At 70.4% G+C, this 14508-nt stretch carries 14 protein-coding genes and 1 tRNA gene; 8 read left to right on the top strand and 7 right to left on the bottom strand.

The genetic code is table 11. The features are described from left to right. Window positions 1–9: 9 nt before the first annotated feature. Window positions 10–555, bottom strand: coding sequence for a DNA-binding protein (locus tag ACH4PU_RS07950; protein WP_171164647.1), 546 nt, complete (start codon window positions 553–555; stop codon window positions 10–12). 117 nt (window positions 556–672) lie between these two features. On the opposite strand from ACH4PU_RS07950, the gene ACH4PU_RS07945 reads away from it, so the two are divergent. After that, window positions 673–745 (top strand) — tRNA-Ala (locus tag ACH4PU_RS07945). A 79-nt stretch (window positions 746–824) separates the two neighbouring features. On the opposite strand, the gene ACH4PU_RS07940 is transcribed toward ACH4PU_RS07945, so the two are convergent. Then, window positions 825–1511 carry a DUF5324 family protein gene (locus ACH4PU_RS07940; RefSeq protein ID WP_398267682.1) on the bottom strand — a complete coding sequence of 229 codons (687 nt, stop codon included), beginning with the start codon at window positions 1509–1511 and terminating at the stop codon, window positions 825–827. A gap of 227 nt (window positions 1512–1738) precedes the next feature. Here ACH4PU_RS07940 and ACH4PU_RS07935 point away from each other — a divergent pair, with 227 nt between their 5' ends. Then, window positions 1739–2266, top strand: a complete 528-nt coding sequence (locus ACH4PU_RS07935; RefSeq protein WP_398267679.1) for a peptidylprolyl isomerase — start codon at window positions 1739–1741, stop codon at window positions 2264–2266. A gap of 109 nt (window positions 2267–2375) precedes the next feature. Next, the gene (locus ACH4PU_RS07930) at window positions 2376–3236 is read left to right on the top strand and encodes a rhomboid family intramembrane serine protease (protein ID WP_398267676.1); all 861 of its coding nucleotides are present in this window, start codon (window positions 2376–2378) and stop codon (window positions 3234–3236) included. A gap of 318 nt (window positions 3237–3554) precedes the next feature. Here the strand turns inward: ACH4PU_RS07930 and crgA are convergent, their stop codons facing one another. Continuing rightward, a complete protein-coding gene (gene crgA / locus ACH4PU_RS07925; RefSeq protein WP_004939905.1) occupies window positions 3555–3809 on the bottom strand; it encodes a cell division protein CrgA in 255 nt (84 codons plus the stop codon). 136 nt (window positions 3810–3945) lie between these two features. On the opposite strand from crgA, the gene ACH4PU_RS07920 reads away from it, so the two are divergent. The 5 genes from ACH4PU_RS07920 (at window position 3946) to ACH4PU_RS07900 (ending at window position 7692) form a co-directional block, all read left to right on the top strand. Then, window positions 3946–4728 (top strand): DUF881 domain-containing protein, encoded by a 783-nt coding sequence (locus tag ACH4PU_RS07920; RefSeq protein ID WP_398267672.1) that lies wholly within the window; start codon window positions 3946–3948, stop codon window positions 4726–4728. Window positions 4729–4849: 121 nt separating this feature from the next. Next, window positions 4850–5038 (top strand): hypothetical protein, encoded by a 189-nt coding sequence (locus ACH4PU_RS07915; RefSeq protein ID WP_185940340.1) that lies wholly within the window; start codon window positions 4850–4852, stop codon window positions 5036–5038. A gap of 4 nt (window positions 5039–5042) precedes the next feature. Beyond that, on the top strand, window positions 5043–5681 hold the full coding sequence (locus ACH4PU_RS07910; RefSeq protein WP_398267669.1) for an aminodeoxychorismate/anthranilate synthase component II: 639 nt from the start codon (window positions 5043–5045) through the stop codon (window positions 5679–5681). Continuing rightward, window positions 5678–6937 (top strand): class E sortase, encoded by a 1260-nt coding sequence (locus ACH4PU_RS07905; RefSeq protein ID WP_398267666.1) that lies wholly within the window; start codon window positions 5678–5680, stop codon window positions 6935–6937. Before ACH4PU_RS07910 ends, ACH4PU_RS07905 begins: the two co-directional genes overlap by 4 nt. 32 nt (window positions 6938–6969) lie before the next feature. Further along, window positions 6970–7692 (top strand): class E sortase, encoded by a 723-nt coding sequence (locus tag ACH4PU_RS07900; protein ID WP_185940337.1) that lies wholly within the window; start codon window positions 6970–6972, stop codon window positions 7690–7692. Between the two features lie 72 nt (window positions 7693–7764). Here ACH4PU_RS07900 and pknB read toward each other — a convergent pair whose 3' ends face one another. From pknB to ACH4PU_RS07880, 4 genes are all read right to left on the bottom strand, one after another. Beyond that, window positions 7765–9831 (bottom strand): Stk1 family PASTA domain-containing Ser/Thr kinase, encoded by a 2067-nt coding sequence (gene pknB, locus ACH4PU_RS07895; RefSeq protein ID WP_398267663.1) that lies wholly within the window; start codon window positions 9829–9831, stop codon window positions 7765–7767. A 155-nt stretch (window positions 9832–9986) separates the two neighbouring features. Beyond that, window positions 9987–11444, bottom strand: coding sequence for a peptidoglycan D,D-transpeptidase FtsI family protein (locus tag ACH4PU_RS07890; RefSeq protein ID WP_398267661.1), 1458 nt, complete (start codon window positions 11442–11444; stop codon window positions 9987–9989). Then, a complete protein-coding gene (locus ACH4PU_RS07885; protein ID WP_398267658.1) occupies window positions 11441–12856 on the bottom strand; it encodes an FtsW/RodA/SpoVE family cell cycle protein in 1416 nt (471 codons plus the stop codon). Before ACH4PU_RS07885 ends, ACH4PU_RS07890 begins: the two co-directional genes overlap by 4 nt. 38 nt (window positions 12857–12894) lie before the next feature. Then, window positions 12895–14508 (bottom strand): Stp1/IreP family PP2C-type Ser/Thr phosphatase, encoded by a 1614-nt coding sequence (locus ACH4PU_RS07880; protein WP_398267655.1) that lies wholly within the window; start codon window positions 14506–14508, stop codon window positions 12895–12897.

Below are 14508 nucleotides of genomic sequence, written 5' to 3'. Positions count from 1 at the left end.
CGCGGCGGGTCAGCTCTGGTGGGCCTCGTAGTGGGCGACCGCCTCGGCGGTCCGGCCGGCGCCGTAGACGCGCAGGAACTCGGCCAGTTCGGGGTGGGTGGGGGCGAGCGTGCCGGCCGCGTCGATGATGTCGCCGGCGGCGGCCACCGAGCGCAGCAGCGACTGGATCTCGCGCACCACCCGCTTGACGGTCGGAGCGCCGCTGCTGGCCGTGGTCTGCGTGGAGTTGAGGACCGAGCCGCCGGAGCTCCGCTTGACCTCCTCCATCCGCTCCGCGGCCTCCGCGGCGCTCACACTGCCGTCGGCCACCTGGTGGGAGAGCTCCTGGAGGGCCTGGACGCGCTGTACCACCGCCGGGTTGCCGATCTTCGCGCGCTGACCGCTCATCAACTGCGAGAGCATGGGCGCCGAAAGGCCCAGCACGGACGCCAGACGCGCCTGGTTGAGACCGAGATCGTCGATCAGCCGGCGGAAGAGCGCCCCCAGCGGCTCCCCGTACCAGCTCCGCTGCAGCTCTCGTGCGCGGGCGGTGGCTTCCTGCTGTGCTGCGTCCATCTCGCTCTCCCCTTCGCTTCGCTGCCGCGAATCTTGCGGTGCATCCTACGGAGAGTGGCGGGACGCGGCGATACCTGGTCGGCCCTGCTGCCGGCACCGGGTACCCTGGTGCTCCGAGGGGCCTTAGCTCAGTTGGTAGAGCGCTGTCTTTGCATGGCAGATGTCAGGGGTTCGACTCCCCTAGGCTCCACGCAAAATCCCCTCCGACCTGCGTCGACGCGGTCGGAGGGGATTTTTTGACGTCCGGGGCGGGACCGGGGGCCGGAGCCTCAGGAGGGGTCGTCCTCCTTCTTCCCGTCGCCCGCCCGGTCCTCGGCGGCCTTCTCGTTCTCGGCGGACGCCGCTTCCGCCTCGGCCTGCTTGGCCTGGACCTCCGGGTCGAGGGGGGAGCGGTCGCCGCTGCCGTCGACGGAGGTGAGGTGGGGGCGGTCGGCGATCTCGGTGGCGGCCGGGGGCTCGACCAGCCAGTCCGGGTTGGCCTGCTTGTCCCACCACCGCCAGGCCGCGACGGCGCCGCCCACCAGCAGGCCCGCGAAGGCCAGCCGCTTCGCCACCCGACCGGCCCGGCCGCGGCGGGAGCGCTTGCGGCCCAGGCGCTCCACGTCCTGCGCCGGGACCTGGCCGCGCAGCACGGCGAGCGCGGCGGTGCCGCGGGAGACGGCCTCGTCGCGGACGGGCTCGGCGGCGGCGCGGGCCCGGGCGGCAGCCTGGTTGACCTTGGGCGGCAGCACCTCGAGAGCGTGGTCGATCCGGGGCTGCAGGTGCGCGTCGTACTGGGAACGCGCCTGGTGGGCGGCCTCGGCCACCTTGGGGGCGAGCCGGACGCGGGCTTCGTGCGCATAGTGCACGGCGGCTTCCTTGGCCGTGCCGGCGTAGGGCGCCACCACTTCGGCCGCGTGGCGCACGCTGTCCTTGGCGGTGCTGGTCGCGGCGCGCACGCTGTCCTTGCGGGTCACGAGAACCTCCTCCTCGGTGGCGTACTGGACTGTCGCCTTTCCACCCAGTGGGAAATCATGCCTGTCCAGGGGCGGTCCGGCAGGTTCGGAGGGGCATCCGGGTCAACGGGCCTCCGGCTCGACAATGCCATGGTTCGCCGCCGCGCGCGGGGCTTTGGGCGTTACTCGCCGGACGCCGGTCCGTGCGAGGATCGGTGGCTGTCAGTGCAGACTATGGAAGGTAGATCGTGGCCGAGCAGCTCTACGCGACCCTGAAGACCAACCAGGGGGACATCGAGATCCGGCTCCTGCCGAATCACGCCCCGACGACGGTCAAGAACTTCGTCGAGCTCGCGAAGGGCGAGCGCGAGTGGGTCCACCCGGCGACCGGCAAGAAGTCCACGGACAAGCTGTACGACGGCACGGTGTTCCACCGCGTCATCAGCGGCTTCATGATCCAGGGCGGTGACCCGCTGGGCAACGGCACCGGCGGCCCGGGGTACGAGTTCAAGGACGAGTTCCACCCCGACCTGGCGTTCAACAAGCCGTACCTGCTGGCCATGGCCAACGCCGGCCCGGGCACCAACGGCTCGCAGTTCTTCATCACCGTGTCCCCGACCGCGTGGCTGACCGGCAAGCACACCATCTTCGGCGAGGTCAGCAACGACGCGAGCAAGAAGGTCGTGGACGCCATCGCGGGCACCCAGACCAACCCGCGCACCGACCGTCCGGTCCAGGACGTCGTCATCGAGAGCGTCGTGATCGAGTCCCGCTGAGGACCGTTCGCGTACGCAGGGAACCCGGCGCCCCGCCCGTCCGTAAGACGGTCGGGGCCCTGCTCGGCAACGGCGGTGCCCGGGACCGCCACAGGGGCGAGGGGAGAGCATGAACGACCAGGCCGTCTGCTGCTACCGGCATCCGGACCGCGAGACGGGCATCCGCTGTACGCGCTGCGAACGGCCGATCTGTCCCGACTGCATGGTCAACGCCTCGGTCGGCTTTCACTGCCCCGAGTGCTCGGGCGGCGGCTCCGGCCCCGGCCGGGGGGACGACCGGCAGGACACCGCCCCGCGTACGGCCGGGGGCTCCGTCGAACGCCCCGGTGACCCCTTTCTGGTGACCAAGGTGCTGCTGGGCATCAACATCGCGATCTGGATCGCGGTGATGGTCAAGGGGCAGGACGTCGTCGGCACTCTGGAACTGATCGGGCGCGACCCGTTCCAGGACGGCGAGGGCGTCGCCGAGGGCCAGTGGTACCGGCTGCTGACCTCGCTGTTCCTGCACGAGTCGGTGATGCACATCGGCTTCAACATGCTGTCGCTCTGGTGGCTGGGACCCCCGCTGGAGGCCGCCTTCGGCCGGGCCCGGTACCTGGCGCTCTACCTGCTGTCGGGGCTCGGCGGCAGCGCGCTCACCTATCTGATGGTCGACCCGGGCGGGCGGTCGTACGGCGCCTCGGGCGCGATCTTCGGCCTGCTGGGCGCCACCGCCGTGCTGATGCGCCGGCTGAAGTACGACATGCGGCCGGTGATGGCGCTGCTCGTGCTCAACCTGATCTTCACCTTCACCTGGAACAACATCGCCAAGGAAGCGCACGTCGGCGGCCTGGTGGTGGGGGCCCTGGTGGCGTACGGCATGGTGCACGCGCCCCGCGCGCGGCGGGCGCTGGTGCAGTGGCTGACCTGCGGGGCCGCGCTGGTGGCGATCCTGGTGACGGTGGTCGTCAGGACGGCCGAGCTGACCTAGGGGGCTCTCCGGGGTTCCGGCCCCGGACCGTCACCCGCGCCTGTCACCCACATCAGTGGGCCGGAAGTTGTCCACAGCATCCGCCGACCGGTGTGCAGGACGGTGGGAAAGCCGCCTCCGGTCCTGGGCGAACCGCCTCCGACCTGCGGATATGACGACGGACGCCGATGTGGCCGACGATCCACAGGGGTCGCGAACAGTCACACCGGCGTCAACGCCGAGGAAGTTATCCACAGATCTTCTGAGTTTTTCCCCACTGTGGATGAGGGTGTGGATAACCGGGTCGGGCCGTCACTCCGGCCCCCCGCTTCCGACCCGCTACTTCCACTGGGTGGAGACCACGAACCCTGCCGCGATGAAGCCGAAGCCGACCACGATGTTCCAGTTGTGCAGGGACTCGATGGGCATGTCGCTGCCCGTCACGTAGAAGACGACGATCCACGCGAGCCCGATCAGGAACAGCGCCAGCATGAGCGGAGCCACCCACCGCCGCCCGCTGTTCAGCTTGATGCTCTGCTGCTTCGCCGGCGGAGGCGTGAAGTCTTCCTTCTTGCGGATCCGTGACTTCGGCACGAGGAACTCTCCTGTCGATGCGCTGCGTAACCGCGCTGGGGGTACAAGGGCTGGTCGGCCGCGTCGGGGAGCGCTTCCTCCCCCCGGGCGTCCGTTAGCGTAGTGCTTCAGCGGCGTCGGAGAGGACAAGGGTACGTTGAGCAATTCTGCCGTCTCCACCAGCGACGCAGCGCCCGGCCACCGCCCTCCCCGGCGATTCCGGCCGGTACGGCTGCTGACGGCCGCGGTCTTCGCCCTCGCCGGCCTCATCTTCTGGATGAGCTTCAACACCGCCAAGGGCACCGACATCCGCACCGACGCCTCCATGCTCCGGCTCTCCGACCTCATCCAGCAGCGCAGCAAGGGCAACGGCGAACTGGAGCGGAGCGCCGCCGGACTGCGCGCCGAGGTCGACTCCCTCGCCGGCCGCGACTCCGGCGGCGACACCGCCGAGGCCCGTCGGCTGGCCGCCCTGGGCGACGCCGCCGGCACCCGGGAGATCGGCGGCACCGGCCTGACGGTCACCCTGACCGACGCCCCGCCCAACGCCACCGCCAAGATCCCCGGCGTCCCGCAGCCCCAGCCCAACGACCTGGTCATCCACCAGCAGGACCTCCAGGCCGTCGTCAACGCCCTCTGGCAGGGCGGCGCCCAGGGCATCGAGGTGATGGACCAGCGGCTGATCTCGACCAGCGCCGTCCGCTGCGTCGGCAACACCCTGATCCTCCAGGGCCGCGTCTACTCCCCGCCCTACAAGATCACCGCTGTCGGTGACCGCGGCCGGCTGCGCAAGGCCCTGGACACGTCGCCCACCATCCAGAACTACCAGCAGTACGTCGCCGCCTACGGCCTCGGCTGGAAGGTCGACCAGCACGACAAGGTCACCCTCCCCGGCTACACCGGCGCGGTGGAGCTGCACTACGCCAAGCCGGCCGGCTGACGGGCCCCCGCGCGCCCGGCGGGAACTCCGCGCCGGGGTTTGCCCGGCTGCGCCCCGCGCACGGGTGCGGCCCCTTACTCTGGTCCGGCAAAGACCATCCCCGTCGGCAAGTAGGGACAGCATGTACGTCTGGATCTGGCGTCATCTGCCGGGCAACGCGTGGGTGAAGGCCCTGATCTCCGTGGTCCTCGTGCTGGCCGTCGTCTACGTCCTCTTCCAGTACGTCTTCCCCTGGGCCGAACCGCTGCTGCCGTTCAACGACGTGACGGTGAACGACAGCCTGCCGACACCGGCAACGGAATGGCGGTGACGCGATGAGCGCGCGCATCCTCGTCGTGGACAACTACGACAGCTTCGTCTTCAACCTGGTCCAGTACCTCTACCAGCTCGGCGCCGAGTGCGAGGTGCGCCGCAACGACGAGGTCGAACCGGCACACGCGCAGGACGGGTTCGACGGGGTGCTGCTCTCGCCCGGCCCCGGAGCGCCCGAACAGGCCGGAGTCTGCGTCGACATGGTGCGGCACTGCGCGGCCACCGGAGTGCCCGTGTTCGGCGTCTGCCTGGGCATGCAGTCCATGGCCGTCGCGTACGGCGGGGTGGTCGGCCGGGCGCCCGAGCTGCTGCACGGCAAGACCTCGTCCGTGAGCCACCAGGGCGCCGGTGTCTTCCAGGGGCTGCCCTCGCCGTTCACCGCCACCCGCTACCACTCCCTCGCCGTCGCGCGGGAGAGCTGGCCGGACGAGCTGGAGATGACTGCCTGGACGGAGAGCGGCGTCGCCATGGGCCTGCGCCACCGCGATCTCCCCGTCGAGGGCGTGCAGTTCCATCCCGAGTCGGTGCTCACCGAGTGGGGGCACCGGATGCTCGCCAACTGGCTCGTCTCCTGCGGTGACACGGGGGCGGTGGAACGGTCGGCCGGGCTCGCCCCGGTGGTGGGCAAGGCCGGAGAGTGAACGGGCTCCGCCCCGAGCGGGACCCCTGGGGGGCGCCGCCGCCGGAGCGGTACGCGCCCCCGCCGGCGGGCCCCCGGCCGCCCGCGGACCCGTACGGGTACGGGCCGGGCGAGCCGGCCGACGGCCCGTATGGGGACGCGTCGTCCACCGGCCCGTACCGGGACGGGGCGTCCGGCGGCCCGTACGGGCACGGGCGGAACGTTCCGGCCGACGACCCGTACGAGTACGTGCCGGGCGAGCGGGCCGCCGCGCCCTGGCCGTCGGCGCCCGGGCCCGCCGCCTGGTCCCCGGGCGTCTCCCGGCCGCTGCCGCCCGAGAACGCCGGACGGCTCGTCGCCCGGCCCTTTCCCCCTGAGACGCCGCGTCAGACCGTCTCCCGGCCCCTCCCGCCCGAAGTCCCGGTGGGCGTCCCCCCGCAGTCCCATGGCGGTGCCCTGCCCCCGCCGGCCGAGGACGACGCGACGATGCCGCTGCGCCGGACGGCGGCTCCTCCGGCCCCGTCGGTCACGGCTCCCCCGGCCGGCGGGCGGGCGGAGCGGCGCCGCGCGGCCCGGCGGGCGGAACGGGCGCGCAAGGACGGCCTCGGGGTGGTCGTCAGCCGGCTGCTGGGCGAAGTGTTCATCACCATCGGTGTGGTGATGCTGCTGTTCGTCGCCTACCAGCTGTGGTGGACCAACGTCATCGCCCAGCAGCAGGCCGGCGGCGCGGCGAAGGACCTCCGCAGGAGCTGGGCGCGGGACGGCGGCAAGGACCGGGACGCGGGCGCGTTCTCGCCCGGCGAGGGCTTCGCCATCATCTACATCCCCAAGCTCGACGTGAAGGCCCCGATCGCCGAGGGCACCGGGAAGCACAAGGTCCTGGACCGCGGCATGGTCGGGCACTACGGCAAGGGGCCGCTGAAGACCGCGATGCCCTGGGACCGGCAGGGCAACTTCGCGCTCGCGGGCCACCGCAACACCCACGGCGAACCGTTCCGCTACGTCAACCGGCTGCAGCCCGGTGACAAGATCGTGGTGGAGACGAAGAGCGCCTTCTACACCTATGAGATGACGAGCCGGCTGGACCAGACGTCACCGGCGAACGTCGGGGTCATCCGCCCGGTGCCGCAGGGTTCGGGCTTCACGGGACCGGGTCGGTACATCACCCTGACCACCTGCACCCCCGAATTCACCAGTACGTACCGGATGATCGTGTGGGGCAAGATGGTGGACGAGCGCCCGCGCGCGAAGGGCAAGCCGGACGCGCTCGTCGACTGACGGACGGCAGGGGAACGGGGTACGGGCGGGCTGTGGCAGAGACCGAGGAGCTGACCGACGGCGCGCCACCGCGGCGCGGCCGTACCCGGGGCCGGATAGCCGCCACCGTCGGCGTGATCGGCGAACTGCTGATCACCGCCGGCGTGCTGCTGGCGCTGTTCGTCGTCTACTCGCTGTGGTGGACGAACGTGATAGCCGACCGCGAGGCGAAGCGGCAGGGCGCCCAGGTGCGCGAGAACTGGGCGCGGAAGGGGCCGGGCGCCCTGGACACCAAGGACGGGGTCGGCTTCCTGCACGTGCCCGCCATGGGCAAGGGCGAGGTGCTGGTGAAGCCCGGCACGGGCAGCTCGGTGCTGAACGAGGGCGTGGCCGGCTACTACCGCAAGCCGGTGAAGGCCACCCTCCCTTGGGAGGGCCAGGGCAACCTCACGCTGGCGGCGCACCGGGACGGGCACGGCGCCAAGTTCCACAACATCCACAAGATCAAGGACGGTGACCCGGTCGTCTTCGAGACCCGGGACACCTGGTACGTCTACACGGTCTACAAGGAGCTCAAGCAGACCTCGCGGTTCAACGTGAAGGTCCTCGACCCGGTGCCACGGGAGTCCGGGAAGACCGTGCCGGGCCGCTACCTGACGCTGACGACCTGTACGCCGATCTACACCTCCGACTACCGCTACGTCGTCTGGGCGGAGCTGACGCGGACGGAGAAGGTCGACGAGAAGCGGACGCCGCCGAAGGAACTCCGGGGCTGAGCCCGGAAGCACGGAGCCCCGGTACCGCCCTCCTTGAGAAGGCGGTACCGGGGCTCCTGTGTGCCCTACGGGTCAGTGCCGGCGGCCTTCGAGGAAGCCGCCGAAGGGGCCGCCCTGGTCGTTGCCGCCGGGGTTCCCCTGGTTGTCGCCGCCCTGGTTGGCGCCGCCGATGTCCGTGCCGGGAGTGCCCGCACGGGTGACCAGGTTGACCGCCGTGCCCTTCTTCGCCTTGCCGCCGGGGAGCGGCATGGACGTCTGCACGACGGCCTTGTCGTCGTTCGGGCCCATGATGGTGCCGACCTTGAGCCCGGCGTCCTCCAGGGCCTTCTTGGCGTCCTTGAGGGGCAGGTTGGCCAGGTTGGGGACGTCGATGTCCTGCGGGCCCTTGGAGACCGACAGCTCGACCGTCGAACCGGGCGCGGCCCGCGTGTTGCCCTGCGGGGACTGGGCGGTCACCTGGCCGGCCGGGTCGCCGGAGTCGACGTCCTTCCGCGACACCTCGAACCCGTTGTCCTCGAGCTGCTTCTTGGCCGCGTCGAACTGCTGGCCCACCACCGGCGGAACGGTCTTCTCCGGAACGGCCGTGGCGACGGTGAGGGTGACCTCCGCGCCCTTCTCGGCCTGCTCGTTGGCGTCGGGGTTCTGCTTGATGACGGTGCCGGCCGTGGCCTCGTCGGTCTGCTCCTCCCTGCGGTGGACCGTGAAGCCCCTGTCCTCCAGCTGCTTCTTCGCCTTGTCGAACTGGATGTGGAGGACGTTGGGGACGTCGACCTTGGCCGGGCCCTTGGACAGCGAGACCGTGACCTCGCTGTTCCGCGCGACCTTGGCGCCGGGCTTGGGGTTCTGCTCGCAGACCTTGCCCTTGTCGGCGTCGCAGTTGACCGCCTTGCCGCTGTCGACGACCTTGAGCTCGACGTTCTCGCCCTGTTTCTGCGCGGAGTCGAGCTTCTCGCCGATCAGGTTGGGCACGGTGACGTCACCGCTCTTGCCGTCGCCGCTGAACAGCGACTTCCCGATGAAGATCGCGCCGACGAGGACCAGAATGCCCGCGACCACCAGGAGGATCGTCGAGAGGCTGCTCTTCTTCCGGCCGTTGCCGCCGTGGCCGGTGCCTTCCCCGCCGTCGTCGTAACCGCCGTACCCGCCGCCTCCGTAGCCCCCGCCGTCCCGTACGGGCGGCAGCATGGACGTCTGTCCGGCGGCGTTCGGGTCGTGCCGGCCGAGCATGGCCGTCGGCTGGTCCTCGCCGCCGTAGCCGACCGCGCCCATGGCGCCGTAGCCGGCCGCGGCGGCCACCGGGCGGCCCTCCAGGGCGGCCTCGATGTCGGCGCGCATCTCGTCGGCCGACTGGTAGCGGTAGTCCGGGTCCTTGACCAGCGCCTTCAGGACGATGGCGTCCATCTCGGGCGTGATCTCGGGGTCGAAGGCGCTCGGCGGGTTGGGCTCCTCGCGGACGTGCTGGTACGCGACCGCGACCGGCGAGTCGCCGATGAACGGCGGCCGGACGGTGAGCAGTTCGTAGAGGAGGCAGCCCGTCGAGTACAGGTCGGAGCGGGCGTCCACCTGCTCGCCCTTGGCCTGCTCCGGGGAGAGGTACTGGGCGGTGCCGATCACGGCGGCCGTCTGCGTCATCGTCATGCCGGCGTCGCCCATCGCGCGGGCGATGCCGAAGTCCATGACCTTGACCTGGCCGGTGCGGGTCAGCATGACGTTGGCGGGCTTGATGTCGCGGTGGACGATGCCCGCGCGGTGGGAGTACTCCAGCGCCTGGAGCACCCCGATCGTCATTTCGAGCGAACGTTCGGGCAGCAGCTTGCGGCCGGAGTGGAGCAGCTCGCGGAGGGTGGACCCATCCACGTACTCCATGACGATGTACGGGATCGAGACCCCGTCCACGTAGTCCTCGCCCGTGTCGTAGACCGCGACGATGGACGGGTGGTTCAGCGAGGCGGCCGACTGGGCCTCACGGCGGAACCGGGCCTGGAAGGACGGGTCCCGGGCGAGGTCCACCCGGAGCGTCTTCACGGCGACGGTGCGGCCGAGCCGGGTGTCGTGGGCGAGGTAGACCTCGGCCATGCCACCACGGCCGAGCACCGAGCCCAGCTCGTACCGGCCGCCGAGGCGACGCGGCTCTTCCATAGCTCCAGCCCTTCCGTTCTTCCCGACCGCACCGACGTGGGTCCGGCGGTGTGCTGTCCGCGCTTACCGTACCCGGCGTCCCGTACGGCACCCGGGCGTGACCGGCACCCGATACGTACCTGGTACCGGCGCGCGACGCCGGTGCGTGCCGGGGCTCACTTGGAGGAGTTGAGCACCGCCTCCATGACGTTCTTGGCGATCGGCGCGGCCAGCTTGCCGCCCGCGATGTCGTCGCGCATCGTGTTCGAGCCCTCGATGACGACCGCGACGGCCACGGGCGAGCCGTCCCCCTTCTTGGCGTAGGAGAGGAACCACGCGTAGGGGTTGCCGCTGTTGTCCACACCGTGCTGGGCGGTACCCGTCTTGCCGCCGACCTTGACGTTGTCGATCTTGGCCTCGGTGCCGGTGCCCTCCTCGACGACCGTCTCCATCGCGCTCTGCAGCGTCTGGGCGTGCTCCGGGCTGAGCGGCCGGCTCAGCTCCTTCGGCTGGTGCGTCTCGATGACGTTCAGGTTGGGCGCGCGCAGCTTGTCCACCATGTACGGCTCCATGAGCTTGCCGTTGTTGGCGACGGCGGCGGCGACCATGGCCATCTGGAGCGGGGTGGCGCGGTTGGACGCCTGGCCGATGCCGGCCATGGCGTTCTGCGGGCGGTTGTCCGGGGGGTAGACGCTCTTGGTGACGCCGACCGGGATCTGCAGGTCGTCGTTGTTGAAACCGAACTTGTTCGCCTGCTCGATCATCTTCTTGTTGCCGAGATCGGCGCTGATCTTGCCGAAGACGCTGTTGCAGGACCACTGGAGGGCCGCGCGCATCGAGACGTTGTCGCAGGGCATCGGCGTCTCGTTGGGCAGCGGCAGGTTCCGCGTGTCGGGCAGCGTCCAGCCCTTGGGCGAGTTCGTCTTCTCGTCGACGTCCTTGTAGAGGCCGTTCTCCAGGGCCGCGGCGGCGGTGACGACCTTGAACGTCGAACCGGGCGGGTAGGTCTCCCGCAGCGCCCGGTTGAGCATCGGCTTGTTCTTGTCGTCGTTGAGCTTCGTCCAGGCGTCGCCGTCGTTGGCCCCGGCGATCCGCGAGGGGTCGTACGACGGGGTGGAGGCGAGCGCCAGGATCTTGCCGGTGCGCGGGTCGATGGCGGCGACGGCGCCCTTCTTGTTGCCCAGCCCCTTGAAAGCGGCCTCCTGGGCCTTGGCGTTGAGGGTGGTGATCACGTCACCGCCCTTCTTGCCCTTGCCGGTGATCATGTCGATCGTCCGGTTGAAGAACAGCCGGTCGTCGTCACCGGTGAGGATCTTGTCCTCGACGCCCTCCAGCAGGGTGGGCTTGTAGACCTGCGAGCTGTAGCCGGTCACCGGCGCCCACATCTCGCCGTTCTTGTACGTGCGCTTGTACTTGTAGTTGATCCCGTTGACTTCCTTGGAGCCGGTGATCTCCTGGCCGTCGACGATGATGTTGCCGCGGGGCTGGCTGTAGCGGGCGATGTTGACCCGCATGTTGTGCTTGTCGTTCTTGAGCTCGTCGGCCTTGACGAACTGGAGCCAGTTGCCGCGGATCATCAGCGCGAGGATGAGGATTCCGCAGAAGATCGCGATCCGGCGCACGGGCTTGTTCACGGTCGGACCACCTGGGTCATCTCGGCGTCGGGGTTGCTCGCGGGCGTCGGGGCCGGGCGGCGCGCCGCGTCACTGATCTTGAGGAGGATGGCGATCAGCGCCCAGTTGGCGATCACCGAGGATCCGCCCTGGGCCATGAACGGCATCGTCATACCGGTCAGCGGGATCAGTCCGGTGACACCGCCGGCCACCACGAACACCTGGATGGCGAACGCGCCGGCGAGCCCGATGGCCAGCAGCTTGCCGAACGGGTCGCGGGCGGCGAGTGAGGTGCGCACACCGCGCTCCACGATCAGGCCGTAGATCAGCAGAACGGCCATCAGACCGGCCAGACCGAGCTCCTCGCCGACCGTGGCGAGGATGAAGTCGGAGTTGGCGGCGAAGCCGATCAGGTCGGAGTTGCCCTGGCCCCAGCCGGTGCCGGAGACCCCGCCCGAGCCGAAGGCCCACAGGGCCTGCATCGACTGCCCGGAGTGGACACCCACACCCGTCTTGAAGCTCAGGGTGTACTCGTGCATGGGGTCGAGCCACGCCTGGACACGCTGCTGCACATGGGACTCGAACGAGGCCACGCCCACCGCGCCCGCCGCCGACATCAGCAGACCGAAGACGATCCAGCTGGTGCGCTCGGTCGCGACGTAGAGCATCACGATGAACATGCCGAAGAACAGCAGCGAGGTACCGAGGTCCGTCTCGAAGACCAGGACCAGGATGCTGAAGGCCCAGACGGCCAGGATCGGGCCCAGGTCCCGGCCGCGCGGCAGGTACATGCCCATGAACCGGCGGCTGGCCAGGGCCAGTGCGTCCCGTTTGACCATCAGATAGCCGGCGAAGAACACCGCCAGCACGATCTTGGCGAACTCACCCGGCTGCAGGCTGCCCAGACCGGGAACGGTGATCCAGATGCGGGCGCCGAACTTCGCGGGGAAGAACAGCGGGGAGATCAGCAGGGCCAGCGCCACGGCCATCGAGATGTACGTGTAGCGCTGGAGGACCCGGTGGTCCTTGAGGAAGATCACCACGGCCACGAACAGCGCGATGCCCAGCGCCGAGAACAGCAGCTGGTTGGTGGCGGCCGGCGCGAACGTCTTGGACGCCTGGAGGCGCTTGGACTGGTCCAGCCGCCAGATGATGACCAGCCCCAGCCCGTTGAGGACCGTGGCCAGCGGCAGCAGCAGCGGGTCGGCGTACGGCGCGAACTTCCGCACCACGAGATGGCCGACACCGGCGAGCAGGCCGAGGCCCATGCCGTAGCCGAGCATGCCGGAGGGCATCTCGCCGTCCAGCGCCAGGCCCACGTTGGCGTACGCGAAACAGGGGAGGATGACGGCGAAGGCGAGCAGCAGCAACTCGGTGTTGCGCCGGCTCGGCTGGCCCGCCGTGCTGACGGTGGTGGTGTTGGTGTTCGGCATGGGTGAGATGGCTGACACGTCGCTGGCCCCCTACAGCCTTACTGCTGGGAGCCGTTGCACTGCGCTGCCACTTTCTGCTCTTCCTCGCTGAGGGTGGGACCGGGCGCCGGGGTCGGTGCGGCCTGGAGGGCGAGGCCGGAACCCGCACCGGCCGCCGGGGTGGTGGGCTTGCCCGTCGGCTTCCCGGCGTCGGGCTTGCCGGCGTCGGGCTTGGCCGTCTCGGGCTTCTGGCTCTCGCGCTGCCGGCGCTCGGCCTTCTGCTGCTCGTCCTTCTTCTTGCAGGCGCTCGCCAGCGTGCCGAGGTCCTTGACCTTCTGCTCCGCCTGCGAACGGCTGCTCACCGCGATCGTGTCCTCCACCCGGCCGCGCTGGTCGACGGGGAGGTACTTGAGTTCGATCTCGGGGTGGTCCTGGTACAGCTTGCTGAGGCTGATCCAGGCGAGGTCCTGGTCGATGCCCTGGTAGAGGGCGACATGGGTGTTGTCCTTGGCCGCCAGGTAGTACTGCGTCTGCGTCCACTGGTAGCCGCCGTACAGGCCGCCGCCGACGACGCCGAGCACCACCGCGATGATCAGGGAGCGCTTGACCCAGCCCCCGCGCCGGCGGGGCTTGCCGGTCTCCACGCCGCTCTCGTCGTAGTCGTCGTGGAAGGCGCCGAACTCGCCGGCCGGGGCCGCGTCGCCGCCCGGACCGCTGCCGGGCGGGCCGAAACCGCCGCCCGCCGGCTCCGGCGGCGGGGTGCGGCCCAGCTCGGACGCCCGGCCGGCCGGGGTCTGCATGGCGCCGTGGTCCCCCGTGGGGAACTGGTTCTCGGCGACCGCGCCGACGACCACCGGGGTGTCGCTGTGCTGCTGCGCGGCGAGGGTGTCCCCGCCGTCCACGTCCAGGACGTCCGCGACGATCACCGTCACGTTGTCCGGGCCGCCACCGCGCAGGGCCAGCTCGATCAGCTCCTGGACCGTCTCCTGCGGGCCCTGGTAGCTCGCCAGCCGCTCCTCGATCGTCTCGTGGCTGACCACGCCGGAGAGGCCGTCGGAGCAGATCAGATAGCGGTCGCCGGCCCGCACCTCGCGGATGGACAGGTCCGGCTCGACGTGGTCGCCACTGCCCAGCGCGCGCATCAGCAGCGAGCGCTGCGGATGGGTGGTGGCCTCCTCCTCGGTGATCCGGCCCTCGTCCACCAGCCGCTGCACCCAGGTGTGGTCCTGGGTGATCTGGGTGAGGACGCCGTCGCGCAGCAGGTAGGCGCGGGAGTCGCCGACGTGCACGAGGCCGAGCCGCTGGCCCGTCCACAGCAGGGCGGTGAGCGTGGTGCCCATGCCCTCCAACTGCGGGTCCTCCTCGACCATCACGCGCAACTGCTCGTTGGCGCGGTGGACGGCGGTGCCGAGCGAGGTGAGCAGGTCGGAACCCGGGACGTCGTCGTCCAGCGTCACCAGGGTGGAGATCACCTCGGAGCTGGCCACCTCGCCCGCGGCCTGGCCGCCCATGCCGTCGGCGATGGCGAGCAGGCGGGGGCCGGCGTAACCGGAGTCCTCGTTGCCTTCCCGGATCATGCCCTTGTGCGATCCGGCGGCGAAACGCAGTGTCAGACTCATGCGCACCTCGCCCGTCGGCTCCAGGTACAGCCCCTTGCCCACCTCGCTGCCCAC

The organism is Streptomyces sp. NPDC021100, from assembly GCF_044333095.1.
Taxonomy (GTDB): Bacteria; Actinomycetota; Actinomycetes; order Streptomycetales; family Streptomycetaceae; genus Streptomyces.
This window is presented reverse-complemented; position numbering and strand designations above follow the sequence as displayed.

What these genes read in the sequence shown, in the direction of transcription:
- ACH4PU_RS07915 (WP_185940340.1), top strand. Translation starts at nt 4,850, where the DNA reads ATGTACGTCTGGATCTGGCGTCATCTGCCGGGCAACGCGTGGGTGAAG.
- pknB (WP_398267663.1), bottom strand. Translation starts at nt 9,831, where the DNA reads ATGGAAGAGCCGCGTCGCCTCGGCGGCCGGTACGAGCTGGGCTCGGTG.
- ACH4PU_RS07910 (WP_398267669.1), top strand. Translation starts at nt 5,043, where the DNA reads ATGAGCGCGCGCATCCTCGTCGTGGACAACTACGACAGCTTCGTCTTC.
- ACH4PU_RS07950 (WP_171164647.1), bottom strand. Translation starts at nt 555, where the DNA reads ATGGACGCAGCACAGCAGGAAGCCACCGCCCGCGCACGAGAGCTGCAG.
- ACH4PU_RS07930 (WP_398267676.1), top strand. Translation starts at nt 2,376, where the DNA reads ATGAACGACCAGGCCGTCTGCTGCTACCGGCATCCGGACCGCGAGACG.
- ACH4PU_RS07885 (WP_398267658.1), bottom strand. Translation starts at nt 12,856, where the DNA reads ATGCCGAACACCAACACCACCACCGTCAGCACGGCGGGCCAGCCGAGC.